Origin of the sequence: Hyphomicrobium sp. 802 (genome assembly GCF_000526135.1) — a bacterium.
In the GTDB taxonomy this organism is placed as follows: domain Bacteria; phylum Pseudomonadota; class Alphaproteobacteria; order Rhizobiales; family Hyphomicrobiaceae; genus Hyphomicrobium_B.
In genome coordinates this window covers 2,673,256-2,688,347 of the sequence record NZ_JAFM01000001.1, presented here as the reverse complement: position 1 = coordinate 2,688,347, position 15,092 = coordinate 2,673,256, and the positions used below count along the sequence as shown (strand labels likewise).

Below are 15,092 nucleotides of genomic sequence, written 5' to 3'. Positions count from 1 at the left end.
GTCGAGCCACCGATCAAACAGGAAAAGAGCGCTTTACGGCGCCACGCGAACAAGTCCGGCAGTCGTGCCGGGCCATTTGTAGACGAAGGTAAGATACGCAAGCGACACGTATATGGCCCCGAATGCCACGCCGCCAAGAAGGACCGCCGCCTCGTAGAGCGTCAGGCCATGCAGCCAAGGCGGCTGAGCATTACCGAACCCGGTGATCTCGCTGGCATGTGTCGCGAGCTTCGACCATGCGCGCTCGGTGCCGACAAGAAGGTCGTTCAAGCCCCACGTCAGCGCGCCCATGAAGGCCAAGCCGAACGTGAGCATCGTGAACGCCAGAAGTCGCAGCGAAATGGGCGCCTCGCGAAGAAAGAGCCACAACCCGGCAATGTAAGCCGAGATCATTCCGAAACTCACCGAAAAGACCGACACGACAATGCCGGTCAATTCGTTTCTGATCGAAAGGATCTCGGCTTCGCTCATCAGGTCTCGACCGCGAACAGCTTCTTCTGGTCGGATTTGTCGATTTCCTTGGCGTGCCAGGGCAGGCCCTGTTCGGCGAGCTCATCAAGAAACGGCTCCGGCGGAAGCTGCTCGACGTTGAACACGCCCTGGCCCTTCCAGATGCCCTTGAACATCATGATCGCGCCGGTGACGGCCGGAACGCCCGTCGTGTAGGACACGGCCTGCGAGCCGACTTCTTTGTTCGTCTCGGCATGATCGCAGACGTTCCAGATCATGTAGCGCTTCTTCTTGCCCTTCTTCTCGCCTTTGAGGACGACGCCGATCGACGTCTTGCCGGTATAATTTTCGGCCAGCGAGGAAGGGGCCGGCAGCACCGACTTCAAAAACTCCATCGGGACGACGGGCGTGCCTTTGTAGTCGACAGGATCGATGCGCGTCATGCCGACGTTCTGGAGCACTTCAAGGTGCTTGATGTAATTATCAGAGAACGTCATCCAGAACCGGATTTGCTTGAGGCCCTTGATGTTCTCGACCAGGCTTTCTTCTTCCTCGTGATAGATGAGGTAGGATTTGACAGGCCCGACTTCCGGATAATCGATCATGGTCGAGATCGACAGCGGATCGATCTCAATCCACTCGCCATCTTTCCAATACTTGCCGCGCTGCGTCACTTCCCGGAGATTGATCTCAGGGTTGAAGTTCGTCGCGAAGGCTTTGCCGTGGCTGCCAGCGTTGCAGTCGATGATGTCGATCGTGTGAATCTCGTCGAACAGGTTCTCCTGCGCATAGGCGCAGAAAACGTTCGTGACGCCGGGATCGAAGCCACACCCGAGCACGGCCATTAGGCCCTTCTCTTTGAACTTTTCATGATACGGCCACTGGTATTTGTACGTGAACTTGGCTTCCTCACGCGGCTCGTAGTTGGCCGTGTCCATGTAATTGACGCCCGCTTCGAGGCAGGCATCCATGATCGCCAGATCCTGATAGGGCAGCGCCATGTTGATGACGAGGTCGGGCTTGATCTCGTTCAGGAGCTTGACCGTATCCGCGACGATATCTGCGTCGAGCTGATAGATCTCGATCGGCGTCTTGCACTCGGCCTGGACCTTCTTGCAGCTTTCGAGACGGCGAGACGCGAGATGGATCTTCTTGAAGACGTCGCGGTTCATCGCGCATTTCTTCGCGACGACCGAGCCCGCAGCGCCTGCCCCGATGATGAGTACGTTGTCCAACGACCGCTCCCAAAGTTGAAAGGCCGGTCATACCGGCTTGCGTAGCGCGCAAAGTCGCGCTGGGGGCCGGAAATAGGGCAGGCGCACAATTAATTCAATACGTTCCGTCGTTTGCCGCCGACAACGACGTCGAAGTCGATACAATTCCTGCAAAAAGAGAATTATGACAGTTTCTTGCCAAGCCGTTTACCGCGGTCCGGATCGCTGGCCACCACCGGCTGTGGAAGCCCGTTCCTTAATCCGGAAGCCGCCCAAGCTCGTAGATGGGGCAGACCGAACGCTGCTCCTCCGGCGGCCACCCGTATTGTCAAGATTGAGGTCGGCCGCCTCAAAGCGGCGCAGGATCACAAGCCGAGCCGGAGCAAGATCCTCTTCCTTGAGCCAATTGCCATGCGAAATGAAAAGTTTGGCGGCCGGTGCCAGGCAACGCCCGATATTGGCGAAGAACAAGCTCCGCTGCGCTTCGTTGCAATGATTGAGCACCGAGAACGCGATAGCGTGGTCGAACATCCGGTCGATGCTCTTCAGCTCGAAATTCGCCAGCGCGACGACCGTCGGCCGCTTTTCTTCAAGCCCGTTCTCGGCAATCAGGCGGCGGGCGGCCTCGACGAACGACAGATTGTAATCGAAGCCGTAGTAATGTCCGGCATTGAGGTAGCGAATGAAATGGACGCCCGCGCGCAGCGGACCACAGCCGATGTCGAGCAGATTGGAAGACGTCTGCAAGCCACCCGCCCGAAGTAGCTCAAGCTGGAAGCGCCCGCGCGCATCCCATCCTTCGCTTCCCCCGCCGAGATGCTGTTTGTATTCGCCCCGTGCGATGGCGTTCCCGTCAAGCACGAGGTCCGTATACTTGCCGGCTGCAGCACCCTTGACCTTCGACAGGCTTTTCAAGGCGCCGCGAAGCGTAATTACCCCCATCGGGTCATCCTGCTCCACTGACATACCGTGTTGGATTGGCTTACGGCATGCGAGTGCAGCGAACAGCTATCCGTGAGGCATAGGCTATCTTGCTGATCTCGGGAGCGAAATTGGTATTCTGTCGCGGTGGGCGGGACCGCGTGTCGCCTGATGATCGCCTCGTTTCTGACATTTCGATCAAGTCTCTGACGGGCAGCAAATCATCGGAGGACTGATGGTCGCGTGGAGCAATCCGCTCATCGCACGGGGGTTGATGTACTTTGGCGCAATGCGGTTCCATACATCGGGTGACGCACGCCTTCAGCCGCTGAGTTTTCGTGTGAAGAAGAAGGATGTGGCGGTATTCGTCGGAGACGGCGCTCTTGAAGCCCGCCTTGATCGGATCGACGTGCACCGCCCGATTGACCGCATCTTCGTCATGGGATGCGGCCGCTCCGGTACGTGGTTGTTGACGGGGCTCATGTCGACGTTCAAGGACACATGCGTCGTCGCCAAGGAAGTTCCGGTCGAGCTGTTCGCGCAGCTGACAACGACCGGGCGGACGCTCGTTCTGAAGCGCAACAACGTCTCGTTTGAACGCCTGTCGCAGATCCCTGCGCGCATCAAAATTGCCTACGCAGTCCGGCATCCCTTCGATGTTCTGACGAGCCACAATCCAACGAGCACGCACGTTTATCATATCGACGTCGCACGATGGCTCGGCGAAATGTCGGCGCTGCGGGCAGCACTCGACGATGGCAGACAAAACTTTTGCATCGTCCGTTACGAAGACTTGGCGACCGACGCCGCGGGTGTTCAGAAAAAGCTTGCCGATGAACTCGGACTTGAAGTCGGAACGCCAGCCAGCGAGCTTGCCTCAGTCTTCAAGCCATCCGGCAAGGCTGAATCTGCAATGCACGGATTGCGCGGCATCGATACCAGATCACTGAACAAATACAGAAACGATCCCAACCGTATCGCCTATCTGAAATCGATCAGGCCGCAACTCGGCGAAACGCTCGACTGGGTCGCTACCCGTTTCAGCTACGACACGGCGTTGCCGTGAGCGCCATGCTCATTTCTTTTTCTTGACGTCGATCCAGATGAAGCCCGTTCGGTTCGGCATTTCGACTTTCGGAAGCGTCTCCGCATTGATCTCTTGGCTTTCGCCGATGACCTTGTTTGCTGCCAGCAGATAAGCGGTGATCGCATACGTGTTGTCAGCGGAGAGGGAGCCCGGCGCCGCTGGCGGCATGCTGCGCGAAATGAAATCGAAGATCGTCGTCGCGAACGGCCAATAAGCGCCGATGGTTTTGTTTGGATCATCGCGCGTCGGTGGCGTCGGATCGCCGATAAGATCCTCGGCGGTCGCGCCTTCGCCGTGCGCGCCATGACAACGCGCGCACTTTTCGACGTAAAGCGCACGACCTTCCTTGGCCGTCCCGTGCCCCGAAGGAAGTCCACGTCCGTCTGGGAAAATTGTTTGATTCCAGGTCGCGACGTCGGCACTTGTCATTGGCTTGCCGAGATGCGGCGCCAGAGCTTTGGCGCCGTCTGCGGCCCACGCCGCACCGAACGGTGCTGCGACGGCGAGCACGACGACGATATGTCTAAGCATAGACATGCGTAATCTCGCCATCCTCGTCGACAGCCCAGCTGACGATCGCATTGTAGTGAAAATATCCGTCTCGCCCGCGCTCCTTTACCAGGACATCGCGCTCAGGCTGAACGTAGCCTGTCTCATCCGTTGCGCGGCTCTTGAGGATCGCGGGCTTGCCGTCCCACGCCCAGGGAGCGCGAAACCGCGTGAAGCAATGCGCCATGACCGGCTCTTGCAGATGCGCCTCAGCCCACGTCTTGCCGCCGTCGGCGGAAACCTCGACTTTCGCTATTCTGCCGCGACCGCTCCAGGCTAACCCTCGAATTTCATAAATGTTCGGGCCATACATCTTCTGCCCCGGCGATGGTGACGTGATGAGCGACTTTGCGTCCATGACGAACGTGAACATCCGCGCTTTGCCGGATGGCAGCAGTTCCGTGTATTTCGCCGTTTCATTGCGCGTCATTGCCGGTTGATCTGTGACGTGCAACCGCCGCAGCCATTTGACGTTCGTAATGCCTTCCCAACCCGGCACGATCAGGCGCAGCGGATAACCGTTCTCTGGGCGCAGCCGCTCGCCGTTTTGGTAAAGGCCGAGCATGGCATCGTCGGCAAGTTTTGACAGCGGCAGGCTGACATTCAACAATCCGGCGTCCGCGCCTTCCGCTATCACCCACGACTCGGTCGCGTCGACGCCCGCTTCATCAAGTAAGATCGACAATGGCACGCCGGTCCATTCCGAGCATGAAACGAGGCCGTGGAATGCACCTACCGGGCGTTGGATCGGTTCCGAGTGCCAACCGGCGTTGCTGTTGCCGCCGCATTCGATGAAGAGAAAGCGCGACTGCATCGGATAGCGCAGGAGATCCTCGACCGTGAATTCCAGCGGCTTACCGACAAGGCCATGAATGACGAGCCGATGCAGCGCCGGGTCGATATCTGGAACGCCGTCATGGTGGCGTTCGAAATGCAGTCCGCTCGGTGTCACGATGCCTGCGAGATCCTCCAGCGGCGTCCACGAAACGCCATCGCCCGCGGGCGTGCGATTGCCGCCGATATTGCGAATGACATACTTTTCGTATCTCGAAGGCAGGCCATACGTTGTGAACGGTCCGCCGGTATGGTGCAGCCAAGGCGGATCGGCGGGATCGGGCGGCACTGCATTCTTCGTCTCGGCGGCCGACAGTGAACTTGCTGCTTGCGCCGAAGCCAGAACGATGCCGCCTTTGAGCAAAAGGCGGCGATCTAGAAGACCACCGCCCGCAACAGGCTTCAAATCAGTTTCTGTGAGCTTGCCGGCCACGCGGCCGTCCCGCGGGTTGTGAGCGTCAGGACTGGCTGGGCGTCGAATGACCGCTGAACTGCGTGCCTTCCGAATCCTCGGCTTTGACGTCCATTTGGTCGGACGGGTTGCCTTTATAAGTGAAGCGGAAGTTTGGGTCTTCGCTGATAGAGATGCCGCCTTCCATCGAAAAGATCAGCTTGCCACCTGTCGTCACCGACAGCTTGTCGATAAAGCGCGCCGGCGGATACGCATGCGTGATCTGATCCATTGCCATGCCGGACGTATTGGGATGCTTGAGCATCACCTGCGCGACCTCGCTGCCGTCCTCTTTGCCGGCCGCCGTCTTGACGCGCATCTTACCCATCTCCTTGGCGGCCTCTTCGGGGTCCTTGCTCGCGGGTGCCGAGCAGCCGCCTGATGCCTTCACGAAGACGGTCGTCATATAGAGTTTGTTGTCGGTCGTTTCCGCGATAGCGCGAACGTCCGAGTACTGGTCGATGCGCACACGCGTCGCGAGCATACGCTCGCCTGTTCCTGCCGCGTCGCCATAGTTGAACGTTGCGACGACCGGAGACGGATTCTGATCGATGACCAGGGTCAGCGACTTCACGTTGGCGGCGAACGGCGCCGGCATGCGTATCGTGATGGGGACGGTTGCCGCATCCTCGGCGCGCTTGGGAGCCTCAAGCGTAATTTTTCCTGCACCATCCAGAATTTCGCGCGGGCCGAACGCATCCTTGCGAATGTCTGTCCATGCGCCTGGGTTGTTAACAGTGGGGCTTCCATCATCGGCGGCGAGAGCGCTGACGCCCATCGCGGCGATCAAAATCGCGGATCCCAAAAGTCCGCTCGCAATTTTCCGCATCGTTTCCTCGCTCGCCGCCTTTTGGCGGTCTTTCATGCGCACTGAATGGCGAATTCGGAATGAAATACTACATCAACCCAGAAGGCCGGGCCATCTTTTTCGCGAAAACCTGTTGCATCGCACACTTGGGGATACGCCTAACTGCCTCCATTCGTTACTAATTAGGTCGAGAGGAGGCCGCGTCAAGCGACGGCCGTCCGGTTAAGCCAAGCGCGCCAGCCGCCGAAATTCGTGATGTCCTCGGCGCCGACAGTGGCGTGGCTCTCGCACAGGAAGCCTTTGACGCGCCGCCCGTCTTCGAGCACCAGCGTTCCGATGCCCAGCGGCGCCGGGATCAACGCTACAAACGATCCGAAGGCGGCATCATCCATTTCCCAGATCTCGACCTCGATCGCGCCCGGCCCGGTGCCTTCGTAAACGAGTCCCGGCTTGGGCGGCGTCGTTCCGGGCAAGGCATAGAGCCGATAACCGGCAGCAGTTCGCGACGTCTCGCGGAAGATGGCGTCCCGCTCGGTCAGCTGGCTGTTGAGCGGCTGCCCGCTGAGATGAGCGCCGACGACGGCGACCTGCACCGTCTTTTTCTTGGCCGGCCGAACCGCGACCCGCATCGTATCGCCCAATGCTGCGTCAGTGGCGCCGAGCTTGGCATCGAGCAGTGCTCGGTGCACGGCATCGCCGATCGTCGCAAGCTTGCCGTCGGCAAACGCCCGGCCGATGAGGGTCACGCCGAACGGAATGCCGTCCTCGCGGAATCCGGCCGGAACCGCGAGCGCCGAAAGATCAAGAAGATTGACGAAGTTCGTATAGGCCCCGAGGTTCGAATTGAGCCGGATCGGATCGGCAAGCATGTCGGCGATCTTGTACGTCGTGCCGGCCGTGGGCAGGACCATGACGTCCATGCGCTTCCATTCGGCGTCCGCAGCGCGACGAAGCTCGGCGAGGCGATACATGCTCTCGAAGGTTTGCAGCGCGGTCTTGGCTTTGCCGCCGCGAACAATATCGGCGACCACCGGATTAAGGTCGTGTTCGGCCAGATCTTCGGTGGCGAACAAACGTTCCGCGACCCACGGTCCGTCATAGAGCATCGCCGCCGTGTCGCGAAATGGCGTGTAGTTGAAGGGCGTGATTTCGACGCCCAGGCCCGCGAGACGGTCGATCGTATGGAGATAGAGCCGGCGGTATTCGCTGTCCTCGAAGAACGAAAGCGGCGAATTCGGTACGCCGACCTTCAAAGGTCGCCCGACACTCTCGACCGTGAACGGCGGCGCATCGGCGCGCGAGAAGCAATCGTCCTTGTCGAACCCAATGGCGGTCTCAGCAACCCTCGCGGCGTCCGCAACAGTCAGGGCGAAGATCGAAACCACGTCCTGGCTTTTGCATGCAGGCACGACGCCACGCGTCGAGATCAGGCCTTTCGTCGGCTTCAGTCCGACGATGTTGTTGAAGGCAGCCGGCACACGTCCCGATCCGGCCGTGTCCGTGCCGAGCGAGAACGACACGAGGCCACCTGCAACGACGACCGCCGAGCCGGAACTCGATCCTCCGGAAATATACGCAGGGTCGAACACGCTCGCCGGGATGCCATAGGGCGAGCGCGTCCCGTTGAGGCCCGTCGCGAACTGATCGAGATTGGTCTTGCCGATCAAAATCGCACCGGCGGCTTCGAGCCTCTGGACGACGGTCGCCGATCGCTCCGGTGTGTACGCAAAGGCCGGGCAGGCGCACGTTGTCGGAAGTCCGGCGACGTCGATGTTGTCCTTGACGGCGAACGGGATGCCGTAGAGCGGTCCTTGGGTGATACGCCGTGCTCGATCCTTTGCCGCTTCCTTATCGACCAGCGTGATCCAGTCGGGCTGCACACCTTTGGCCTGAATGCGCGCGTAAATCTCGTCAATGACGGCTTCTGGCGTAATCTTCTTCGCTTCATAGAGCGCGGTCAGATTGCCGATATCGAGCGATAAAGTCACGCCGTCGCCTCCGCCTGCAATTCTTTCAAGATGACGAGTGTCTGTCCGAGCGAAACCGGCCGACCTTCGGCGCATCGAACCTCATGAACGACGCCGCTGGTCGGCGCAGGAACGGCCATTTCCATCTTCATCGACTCGACGATAATCAATGTCTCGCCTTCGGAAACCGTGGTTCCCGGTTCGACAAGGACTTTCCAGACACTCCCCGGCACAGGACTTTCTACCGCAGTCGCCCCCGGCGGCAACGCGGCATCGGCGTCATGGTCCTCGAAGGTGTCGGCCGAGCTAGCCGCCCCTTCCTGGTCGCTCTGTTGCCAGCGCGCCCGCTCCGCTTCGAAAGCCGCCTGCTGCCGCGCTTTGAAAGCCGCAATCGTCTCGGCGTTTTCGGCGGCGAACGCCTGATAGTCCTTCAGGCTGAACGTCGAAGGTTCGATTTTGACGTCCACTTGACCTTCGAGAAACCTGTCGCGGAAGGCCAGAAGCTCTTCGCCGGAAACTGGATAGAACCGAATCTGGTCGAAGAAGCGCAACAGCCACGGCGAACCGGCCTCGAAAGCATTCGTCGTCCGGTAGGTATTCCAGACTTGGCACGTCCGCCCGAAGAGCTGATAGCCGCCCGGTCCCTCCATGCCGTAGATACACATGTACGCGCCGCCGATGCCGACGACGTTGTCCGGCGTCCACGTCCGGGCCGGATTGTACTTCGTGGTCACGAGGCGATGGCGCGGATCGAACGGCGTCGCCACCGGCGCGCCGAGATAGACGTCGCCAAGGCCGAGCACGACATACGTCGCGTCGAAGATGATGCGAAGAACATCTTCGATGGAATCGAGGCCGTTGATCCGCCGGATGAACTCGATGTTCGACGGGCACCACGGCGCATCCGGCCGAACGCCCTGCATGTACTTATCAATTGTCTTCTGCACCGCCGGGTCATTCCAAGACAGCGGCAGATGAACGATGCGCGACGGCACCTCGACATCGCTCAGATCGCCAAGCGTGTCTTCGATGGCCGAGAGCTCCGCCAGCAAATCTTCCAGCGGCAACGTCGTACCGTCGTAATGGATCTGCAGCGAACGGATGCCGGGAGTCAGATCGAGAATGCCGGCAAGCTTGCGCCGTTCGAGCGCCGTCATCAGAGCGTGTGCGCGGAACCGCAGCGTGAAGTCGAGAATGATCGGCCCGTATTCGACGAGCATGTAGGCGTCGCCGGCACGGCGATAGACGACGCGCGGGTTGTCGCCCGACGCTTCACGGCTACCGATCACGCAATCGTCGGCGCCCCACTTCCCGTTCGGAAACGAGGGCGCGGCGATCGACTTCAGCGACGCGACTTCCGCCGCTTGCTTTGCCAGCCGAGCTGCCGCGGCTGCGGGCGTCAATCGCACGAAGCGGACTTTATCGCCAGGGCGCAATTGCCCCATCTTCCAAAGTTCCGCCTGCACGATCGTCACTGGACAGACGAAACCGCCGAGTGACGGACCGTCGGGGCCGAGGATCACTGGCATGTCGCCCGTAAAGTCGACCGCACCGATGGCGTAGGCATTGTCGTGAATGTTGCTCGGATGCAGTCCCGCTTCGCCGCCGTCGGTCCGCGCCCACACGGGCTTTGGTCCGATCAGGCGAATGCCGGTCGGATTGGAATTGTAATGGACTTCCCAATCTGCCGTGAAAAACGTGTCGATGTACTCCGGCGCGAAGAAGTCCGGCGCGCCGTGCGGTCCATAGAGAACGCCGATCTCCCAGGTATGGGTCAGCGGCGGCTGGAGGTCAGCAGAAAGGCCGGGCACCGGCGCTTGGTTCGCCTCCGTGCCGACATGCAGCACGTCCCCGGTCATCAGCACGCGGCCGCCGTGGCCACCGAATTTGCCTAGCGTGAATGTCGATTTGCTGCCAAGATAGCTCGGAACATCGATGCCGCTGCGAACGCCGATATAAGCGCGCACGCCAGGACCTTTAACGCCGCCGACTTTCAGAACTTGCCCAGCCTTGACGGCGAACGGCTGCCAATAAGCTACCGGCTCGCCATCGAGCGTTGCGGCCAGCTCGGCGCCGCCCAGGCAAACGGTCGTATCGGTATTGAAGCGCAGCGTCGGGCCGGAAAGCGTGGTCTCGATCGTCGCCGCGCTCTCATCGTTGCCGAGCAGGCGATTGATGAGACGATGCGACAGCGGGTCCATCGGCCCCGAAGGCGGTACGCCAACGGCCCAATAGCCGACGCGTCCCGGCCAATCCTGGATCGTCGTCTGAGTGCCGGGGGAGAGAACCTCGATCGTCTCCCCATTGTAGACGAATGTCTGCAGCGTGCGCGTCAGCATCTGACCGGTGCCGAACACCTCCGAGCGCGACAGCTGACGCAGATAATCGAGGTTGGTTTCAAGCCCGCCGATGCGCGTCGCATCGAGCGAAGTCTGTAATCGAGATAGCGCGTCTTCGCGCGATGCGCCCTTGACGATGATCTTGGCGATCATCGGATCGTAAAACGGAGAGACTTCTGATCCGCTCTGCACCCACGTTTCGATGCGTGTCTCAGGCGGCCAGGTGACCTCCGTCAGACGGCCCGAACTCGGACGGAAATCGCGGCCAGGATCTTCGGCATAAAGGCGAACCTGAATCGACGCACCATTTGGAGAAAGCGTCGTTTGCGCCGGAAGCTGCAACTCGTTCGCCGCTTGCCGCACCATCCACTCCACGAGATCGACGCCGAAGACTTCTTCGGTCACGCCATGCTCGACCTGAAGCCGCGTGTTGACTTCTAGAAAATAGAATTCGTTTGTCTCAGCGTCGTAGAGATATTCGACCGTTCCGGCGCTTTCGTAATTCACCGACTGGCACAGACGCCGCGCCGTGTCCCAAAGCGCCGTGCGCGTTGCCTCCGGCAGGTTGGGAGCAGGCGTCTCTTCGATGACTTTCTGATTGCGCCGTTGTGCCGAGCAATCGCGCTCGCCGAGCGAGACGACGTTACCCTTGCCATCGCCGAAGATCTGCACTTCGATGTGCCGCCCGCGCGCCACATACTTCTCCAGGAAGATGCCAGCGTCCTTGAAGTTGTTACGAGCGAGACGCTCGACGCGCTCAAACATCGGCGCAATCTCGTCGGCGGACGAGACGAGCTGCAAGCCGATGCCACCGCCGCCCGCCGTGCTCTTGATCATCACCGGATAGCCGATGCGCTGGGCTTCGCTTTTCGCATGCTCGACATCGCGAATAAGCCCTGAGCCCGGTGCCAGCGGCACGTTCGCTTCGAGCGCCAGCTCGCGCGCTTTGTGCTTCAGGCCGAAGGCGCGCATGTGCTGCGCCTTCGGACCGATGAATGCGATGCCGGCTTTTTCGCAGGCTTCCGCAAAGTCGGGATTTTCCGACAAGAAGCCGTAGCCCGGATGGATGGCCTCGGCGCCCGTCTTCTTCGCGGCATCGAGAATGACGTCATACTTCAGATAGCTTTCGGCCGCAGGCGAGGGGCCGATGGCGACGGCCTCTCCCGCTTGCATGACGTGCATCGAATGACGATCCGCTTCCGAATAGACGGCGACACTCGCGATGCCCATCCGGTCGAGCGTACGGATGATGCGGCAGGCAATCGCGCCGCGATTGGCGATCAGAACTTTCCGAAACATCTGCGTTACGCCCCCTTCGCCCAGACGAGCACTTCAATCGGCGTCGGATTGTAGGCGTTGCACGGATTGTTGAGCTGCGGGCAGTTCGAGATCAGCACGATGACGTTCATGTGCGCCGTCATCTCGACATACTTGCCGGGCGCCGACAGCCCGTCTTCGAACGTCAGACCGCCATCGGGCGTCACGGGAACGTTCATAAAGAAGTTGATGTTGTGGCCGATGTCGCGCTTCGAAAGTCCGTACTGCTCGTTCTCCGCGATCGCCAGCATGTAGCTGTCGCGGCAAGCATGCATCGACTTCTTTTCGAGCGCATAGCGGACTGTGTTGCTCTCGGTTGCGCACGCCCCGCCGAGTGTATCATGGCGGCCAACGGTATCGGCCGTGATCGTCAGCATCGGCCGGCAGAGGTCCGACAGCAGAACCGTTCCCGCCGTCAGATAGATGTTGCCCTGCTCACGGATCGTGTCCGACGCCGAGTAACGCTCGCCGGGATTGTCGGCATTGAAAAACAGTGTATCGGCGGCCTGGTTGCCTTCGAGATCGAGAATGCGAAACGTCTCACCCTCACGGACGACGTGCATCCAGTAATCGCCCGCCGGGACGATCCGCCGATAGATCGCGTCGGTATCGCGGAATGTGCTTTCTTTAATCATCAGTGTGCCTCGTCGCAGCAGCCGGCGAGAAAGATCCGGTTGTTCTCAAAACCGCGGCCGTTCTCGGGGCGCGAGAGGCACGCTGGATCATCCTCAGCGGCGGGCGGCCCTTCGAAAATTTCAAATCCGACGGCTTTGCGCGGATAGCTGTTGGCAGGATTGAACGGATGTGGGCAGGTGTGGAACAGCACCAGCGTTTCCATCTCGAAACGCAGCTCGACCTGCGAACCGGCCTTCGCCGCAGCGGAATCGAGCGACATCGCACCACTATCCGCGACGACGACTTTGCTGAACCAGTTGACGTTCGCCGCGAGATCGCGCCGCGTCAGGCCGTATTTCGCACCTTCGACGAGGAAACTGTCGTGGCCATTCTGCTGCCAGTCGTTGCGCGCGGCCTGATAGCTCTTCTCGCCCCACTTGCGCGTGACGGTGGCCTTCGTCGTGTTGCCCGAGACCGTGTCGTGCCAGCCAAACGTGTCGCTGACGATCGAGCAAAAGATGCGCCCCATGTCGGAGTAGAGGCAATGACCCGTCGTCAACTTGAACGTGTGCTGACATTTGAGCGTATCGGGCGCGTTGTAGCGCTCCAGAAGGTTTTGCGGATTGTAGAACAGCATGCCGATATTGGCGCCGCCTTCGACGTCTGTCAGCCGCAGCCGCATATTGCGCCGCATAAGCAGCGACCAGTGCTTACCGCCCGGTAGCGTATCGGTGTAGATCAGGTTTCCCATCGTCGACTCCCAACGCAAGAGCACTCCACTCTTTGCGTGCCGGTCCGGGCCGTCCCGGGTTGGTCATAGCCGCCAGGGTCGTCCCTGGCGGAGGCATGTCGTCTTACGAACGCGACTCCGAATGCCCGCCATCCGCCGGAATGGCGGGCGACCCCGCGATTTTCGGCGGCCAAATATCGATGTCCTTGGTGATGGTCGCGCCCTGGGGCAACGCGACGCCGTTCATGCCCGGCGCGATGTCGGCCGACAGCCGCGCGCCATAGCGCTCGGCTTCTTCCGGACGGTCACGCGTACGTTCGAAGGCAATGATGCGCGTGCCGAGCGCGAAGGCCTCGCGCAAATCGTGCGTGACCATCACGACGGTCAGCTCCGATTCATTCCAGATGCGGCGCATCAGGACGTGGATGTCGGCGCGAATGCCGGGGTCGAGCGCCCCGAACGGCTCGTCGAGCAGCAGGATCTTCGGCCGACGCATCAGCGCCTGCGCGAGCGCCAAGCGTTGCTGCATACCGCCCGATAATGCCACCGGATATTTCTTCTCGTTTCCCGAAAGCCCGACCGCCTTGAGCAGCTCGCGAGCCTCTTCTTCAGCCTGCCTGCGCTTCGAACCGAACAGTCGGCCGAGGCCGCCGCTTTTCTCAAATTCCCGCCCGATGACGACATTGCCGAGTACTGTCAGGTGCGGGAACACCGAATAGCGCTGAAACACGACACCACGATCTGCGTCAGGCTCGGGCTTCAGAGGTTGGCCAGCGACGGTAATTTTTCCGCGCGTCGGCTTCTCTTCTCCGAGCAGCATGCGCAGAAACGTGGTCTTGCCGCAGCCCGACGGACCGACGAGCGCCACGAAGGCACGCGGCGCGATTCTGAGATCGATCTGTTCCAGAACGACATGATCGCCGTATTCCTTCCAGACCTTATCGAAGACAATTGCGCTCATTGAGCCCTCGCTTGCGCAAACCACGGGAAAGCCTTCCGTTGCAGGATGCGCAAACCGAGATCCATCAGGAAGGCGAGGAGGGTGATCCACGCGACATACGGCAGGATCACATCCATCGAGAGATAGCGGCGCACGAGGAAGATGCGATAGCCAAGGCCGGCATCCGCCGCGATGGCTTCCGCCGCGATCAGGAACAGCCACGCCGGTCCAATCTCGAAACGGACGGAATCAAGCAGACGTGGCAGCGTCTGCGGCAGGATCACACGCAGCGCGATCTGCATGCTCGACGCGCCAAGCGTCTGCGCCTTGATGAGCTGTTCGCGCGGAATGTCTTCGACGCGCAAGGCGATGTCGCGGATCAGCTTCAGCGACGTACCGACGACGATGAGCGTAATCTTCGAAGCTTCGCCAAGGCCCATGATGATAAAGAGAATAGGCAACAAGGCGAGCGGCGGCACCATCGATAAGACGGCAATGACCGGCCCGAACGTTGCGCCGGCGACCGGCAGCAAGCCGAGCACGATGCCGAGAACTAGCGCTATGATCGTTGAGATCGCAAGACCCGTAACGAGCCGCGTCAAACTCGCGGTCGTGTCTTCCCATAGAAGATAGTCGCCGGTGCGCGCATCGGGCTTCAGCGCATAGTCATCGATGGCCTGGCCCATTTTCGAGAAGCTCGGCAGCAGCTTGTCGTTCGGGTTTTCCGCCAGTCGGATGCCTGATCCGATCATGTAGGCCAGAATTAGAAGTGCAAATGGCAGGAGGGCAAGCGCAAGCCGCCACGTTCTGTCAGGACGATAGTTTATGGCGCGCATGCATCCGCCTTCCTGCGATTATTGTGGGATGAAA

The 15,092-nt window shown here is 60.4% G+C and carries 13 protein-coding genes; 1 reads left to right on the top strand and 12 read right to left on the bottom strand.

The annotated features are described in order from the left end of the window. Positions 1 to 33: 33 nt before the first annotated feature. The 3 genes from HYP802_RS0113475 to HYP802_RS22930 all read right to left on the bottom strand — a co-directional run bounded on the left by HYP802_RS0113475 (position 34) and on the right by HYP802_RS22930 (position 2,606). The gene (locus tag HYP802_RS0113475) at positions 34 to 471 is read right to left on the bottom strand and encodes a hypothetical protein (protein ID WP_013947973.1); all 438 of its coding nucleotides are present in this window, start codon (positions 469 to 471) and stop codon (positions 34 to 36) included. Beyond that, entirely contained in the window at positions 471 to 1,685 is a 1,215-nt protein-coding gene (locus HYP802_RS0113470) for a saccharopine dehydrogenase family protein (RefSeq protein WP_013947972.1), read from the bottom strand. The genes HYP802_RS0113475 and HYP802_RS0113470 overlap by 1 nt, the downstream gene beginning before the upstream one ends. 186 nt (positions 1,686 to 1,871) lie before the next feature. Then, positions 1,872 to 2,606 (bottom strand): class I SAM-dependent methyltransferase, encoded by a 735-nt coding sequence (locus HYP802_RS22930; RefSeq protein ID WP_024275910.1) that lies wholly within the window; start codon positions 2,604 to 2,606, stop codon positions 1,872 to 1,874. Between the two features lie 214 nt (positions 2,607 to 2,820). On the opposite strand from HYP802_RS22930, the gene HYP802_RS0113460 reads away from it, so the two are divergent. Then, positions 2,821 to 3,651 carry a sulfotransferase gene (locus tag HYP802_RS0113460; protein ID WP_013947970.1) on the top strand — a complete coding sequence of 277 codons (831 nt, stop codon included), beginning with the start codon at positions 2,821 to 2,823 and terminating at the stop codon, positions 3,649 to 3,651. A 9-nt stretch (positions 3,652 to 3,660) separates the two neighbouring features. Here the strand turns inward: HYP802_RS0113460 and HYP802_RS0113455 are convergent, their stop codons facing one another. The 9 genes from HYP802_RS0113455 to HYP802_RS0113415 all read right to left on the bottom strand — a co-directional run bounded on the left by HYP802_RS0113455 (position 3,661) and on the right by HYP802_RS0113415 (position 15,058). Beyond that, positions 3,661 to 4,209, bottom strand: a complete 549-nt coding sequence (locus HYP802_RS0113455) for a cytochrome c (RefSeq protein ID WP_013947969.1) — start codon at positions 4,207 to 4,209, stop codon at positions 3,661 to 3,663. Continuing rightward, on the bottom strand, positions 4,196 to 5,488 hold the full coding sequence (soxC, locus tag HYP802_RS0113450) for a sulfite dehydrogenase (protein WP_013947968.1): 1,293 nt from the start codon (positions 5,486 to 5,488) through the stop codon (positions 4,196 to 4,198). Before soxC ends, HYP802_RS0113455 begins: the two co-directional genes overlap by 14 nt. 25 nt (positions 5,489 to 5,513) lie before the next feature. Beyond that, on the bottom strand, positions 5,514 to 6,335 hold the full coding sequence (locus HYP802_RS0113445) for a quinoprotein dehydrogenase-associated SoxYZ-like carrier (protein ID WP_024275909.1): 822 nt from the start codon (positions 6,333 to 6,335) through the stop codon (positions 5,514 to 5,516). Positions 6,336 to 6,517: 182 nt separating this feature from the next. Continuing rightward, positions 6,518 to 8,302: an allophanate hydrolase gene (gene atzF, locus HYP802_RS0113440; protein WP_013947965.1), complete on the bottom strand. Its 1,785-nt coding sequence runs from the start codon at positions 8,300 to 8,302 to the stop codon at positions 6,518 to 6,520. Then, positions 8,299 to 11,919 carry an urea carboxylase gene (uca, locus tag HYP802_RS0113435; RefSeq protein ID WP_013947964.1) on the bottom strand — a complete coding sequence of 1,207 codons (3,621 nt, stop codon included), beginning with the start codon at positions 11,917 to 11,919 and terminating at the stop codon, positions 8,299 to 8,301. The genes atzF and uca overlap by 4 nt, the downstream gene beginning before the upstream one ends. 5 nt (positions 11,920 to 11,924) lie before the next feature. Continuing rightward, positions 11,925 to 12,572, bottom strand: coding sequence for an urea amidolyase associated protein UAAP2 (locus HYP802_RS0113430; RefSeq protein WP_013947963.1), 648 nt, complete (start codon positions 12,570 to 12,572; stop codon positions 11,925 to 11,927). After that, complete coding sequence (locus HYP802_RS0113425; protein WP_024275908.1) at positions 12,572 to 13,303, bottom strand: urea amidolyase associated protein UAAP1; 732 nt, start codon at positions 13,301 to 13,303, stop codon at positions 12,572 to 12,574. The genes HYP802_RS0113430 and HYP802_RS0113425 overlap by 1 nt, the downstream gene beginning before the upstream one ends. A gap of 103 nt (positions 13,304 to 13,406) precedes the next feature. Continuing rightward, entirely contained in the window at positions 13,407 to 14,243 is an 837-nt protein-coding gene (locus HYP802_RS0113420; RefSeq protein ID WP_024275907.1) for an ABC transporter ATP-binding protein, read from the bottom strand. Next, on the bottom strand, positions 14,240 to 15,058 hold the full coding sequence (locus HYP802_RS0113415) for an ABC transporter permease subunit (RefSeq protein ID WP_013947960.1): 819 nt from the start codon (positions 15,056 to 15,058) through the stop codon (positions 14,240 to 14,242). The genes HYP802_RS0113420 and HYP802_RS0113415 overlap by 4 nt, the downstream gene beginning before the upstream one ends. Positions 15,059 to 15,092 lie beyond the last annotated feature (34 nt).

Excerpts from the sequence above, each read along its gene's own strand:
- HYP802_RS0113425 (WP_024275908.1), bottom strand. The coding sequence starts at position 13,303 with ATGGGAAACCTGATCTACACCGATACGCTACCGGGCGGTAAGCACTGG.
- uca (WP_013947964.1), bottom strand. The coding sequence starts at position 11,919 with ATGTTTCGGAAAGTTCTGATCGCCAATCGCGGCGCGATTGCCTGCCGC.
- HYP802_RS0113475 (WP_013947973.1), bottom strand. The coding sequence starts at position 471 with ATGAGCGAAGCCGAGATCCTTTCGATCAGAAACGAATTGACCGGCATT.
- HYP802_RS22930 (WP_024275910.1), bottom strand. The coding sequence starts at position 2,606 with ATGGGGGTAATTACGCTTCGCGGCGCCTTGAAAAGCCTGTCGAAGGTC.
- HYP802_RS0113460 (WP_013947970.1), top strand. The coding sequence starts at position 2,821 with ATGGTCGCGTGGAGCAATCCGCTCATCGCACGGGGGTTGATGTACTTT.
- HYP802_RS0113445 (WP_024275909.1), bottom strand. The coding sequence starts at position 6,335 with ATGCGGAAAATTGCGAGCGGACTTTTGGGATCCGCGATTTTGATCGCC.
- HYP802_RS0113420 (WP_024275907.1), bottom strand. The coding sequence starts at position 14,243 with ATGAGCGCAATTGTCTTCGATAAGGTCTGGAAGGAATACGGCGATCAT.
- HYP802_RS0113430 (WP_013947963.1), bottom strand. The coding sequence starts at position 12,572 with ATGATTAAAGAAAGCACATTCCGCGATACCGACGCGATCTATCGGCGG.
- HYP802_RS0113455 (WP_013947969.1), bottom strand. The coding sequence starts at position 4,209 with ATGTCTATGCTTAGACATATCGTCGTCGTGCTCGCCGTCGCAGCACCG.
- HYP802_RS0113415 (WP_013947960.1), bottom strand. The coding sequence starts at position 15,058 with ATGCGCGCCATAAACTATCGTCCTGACAGAACGTGGCGGCTTGCGCTT.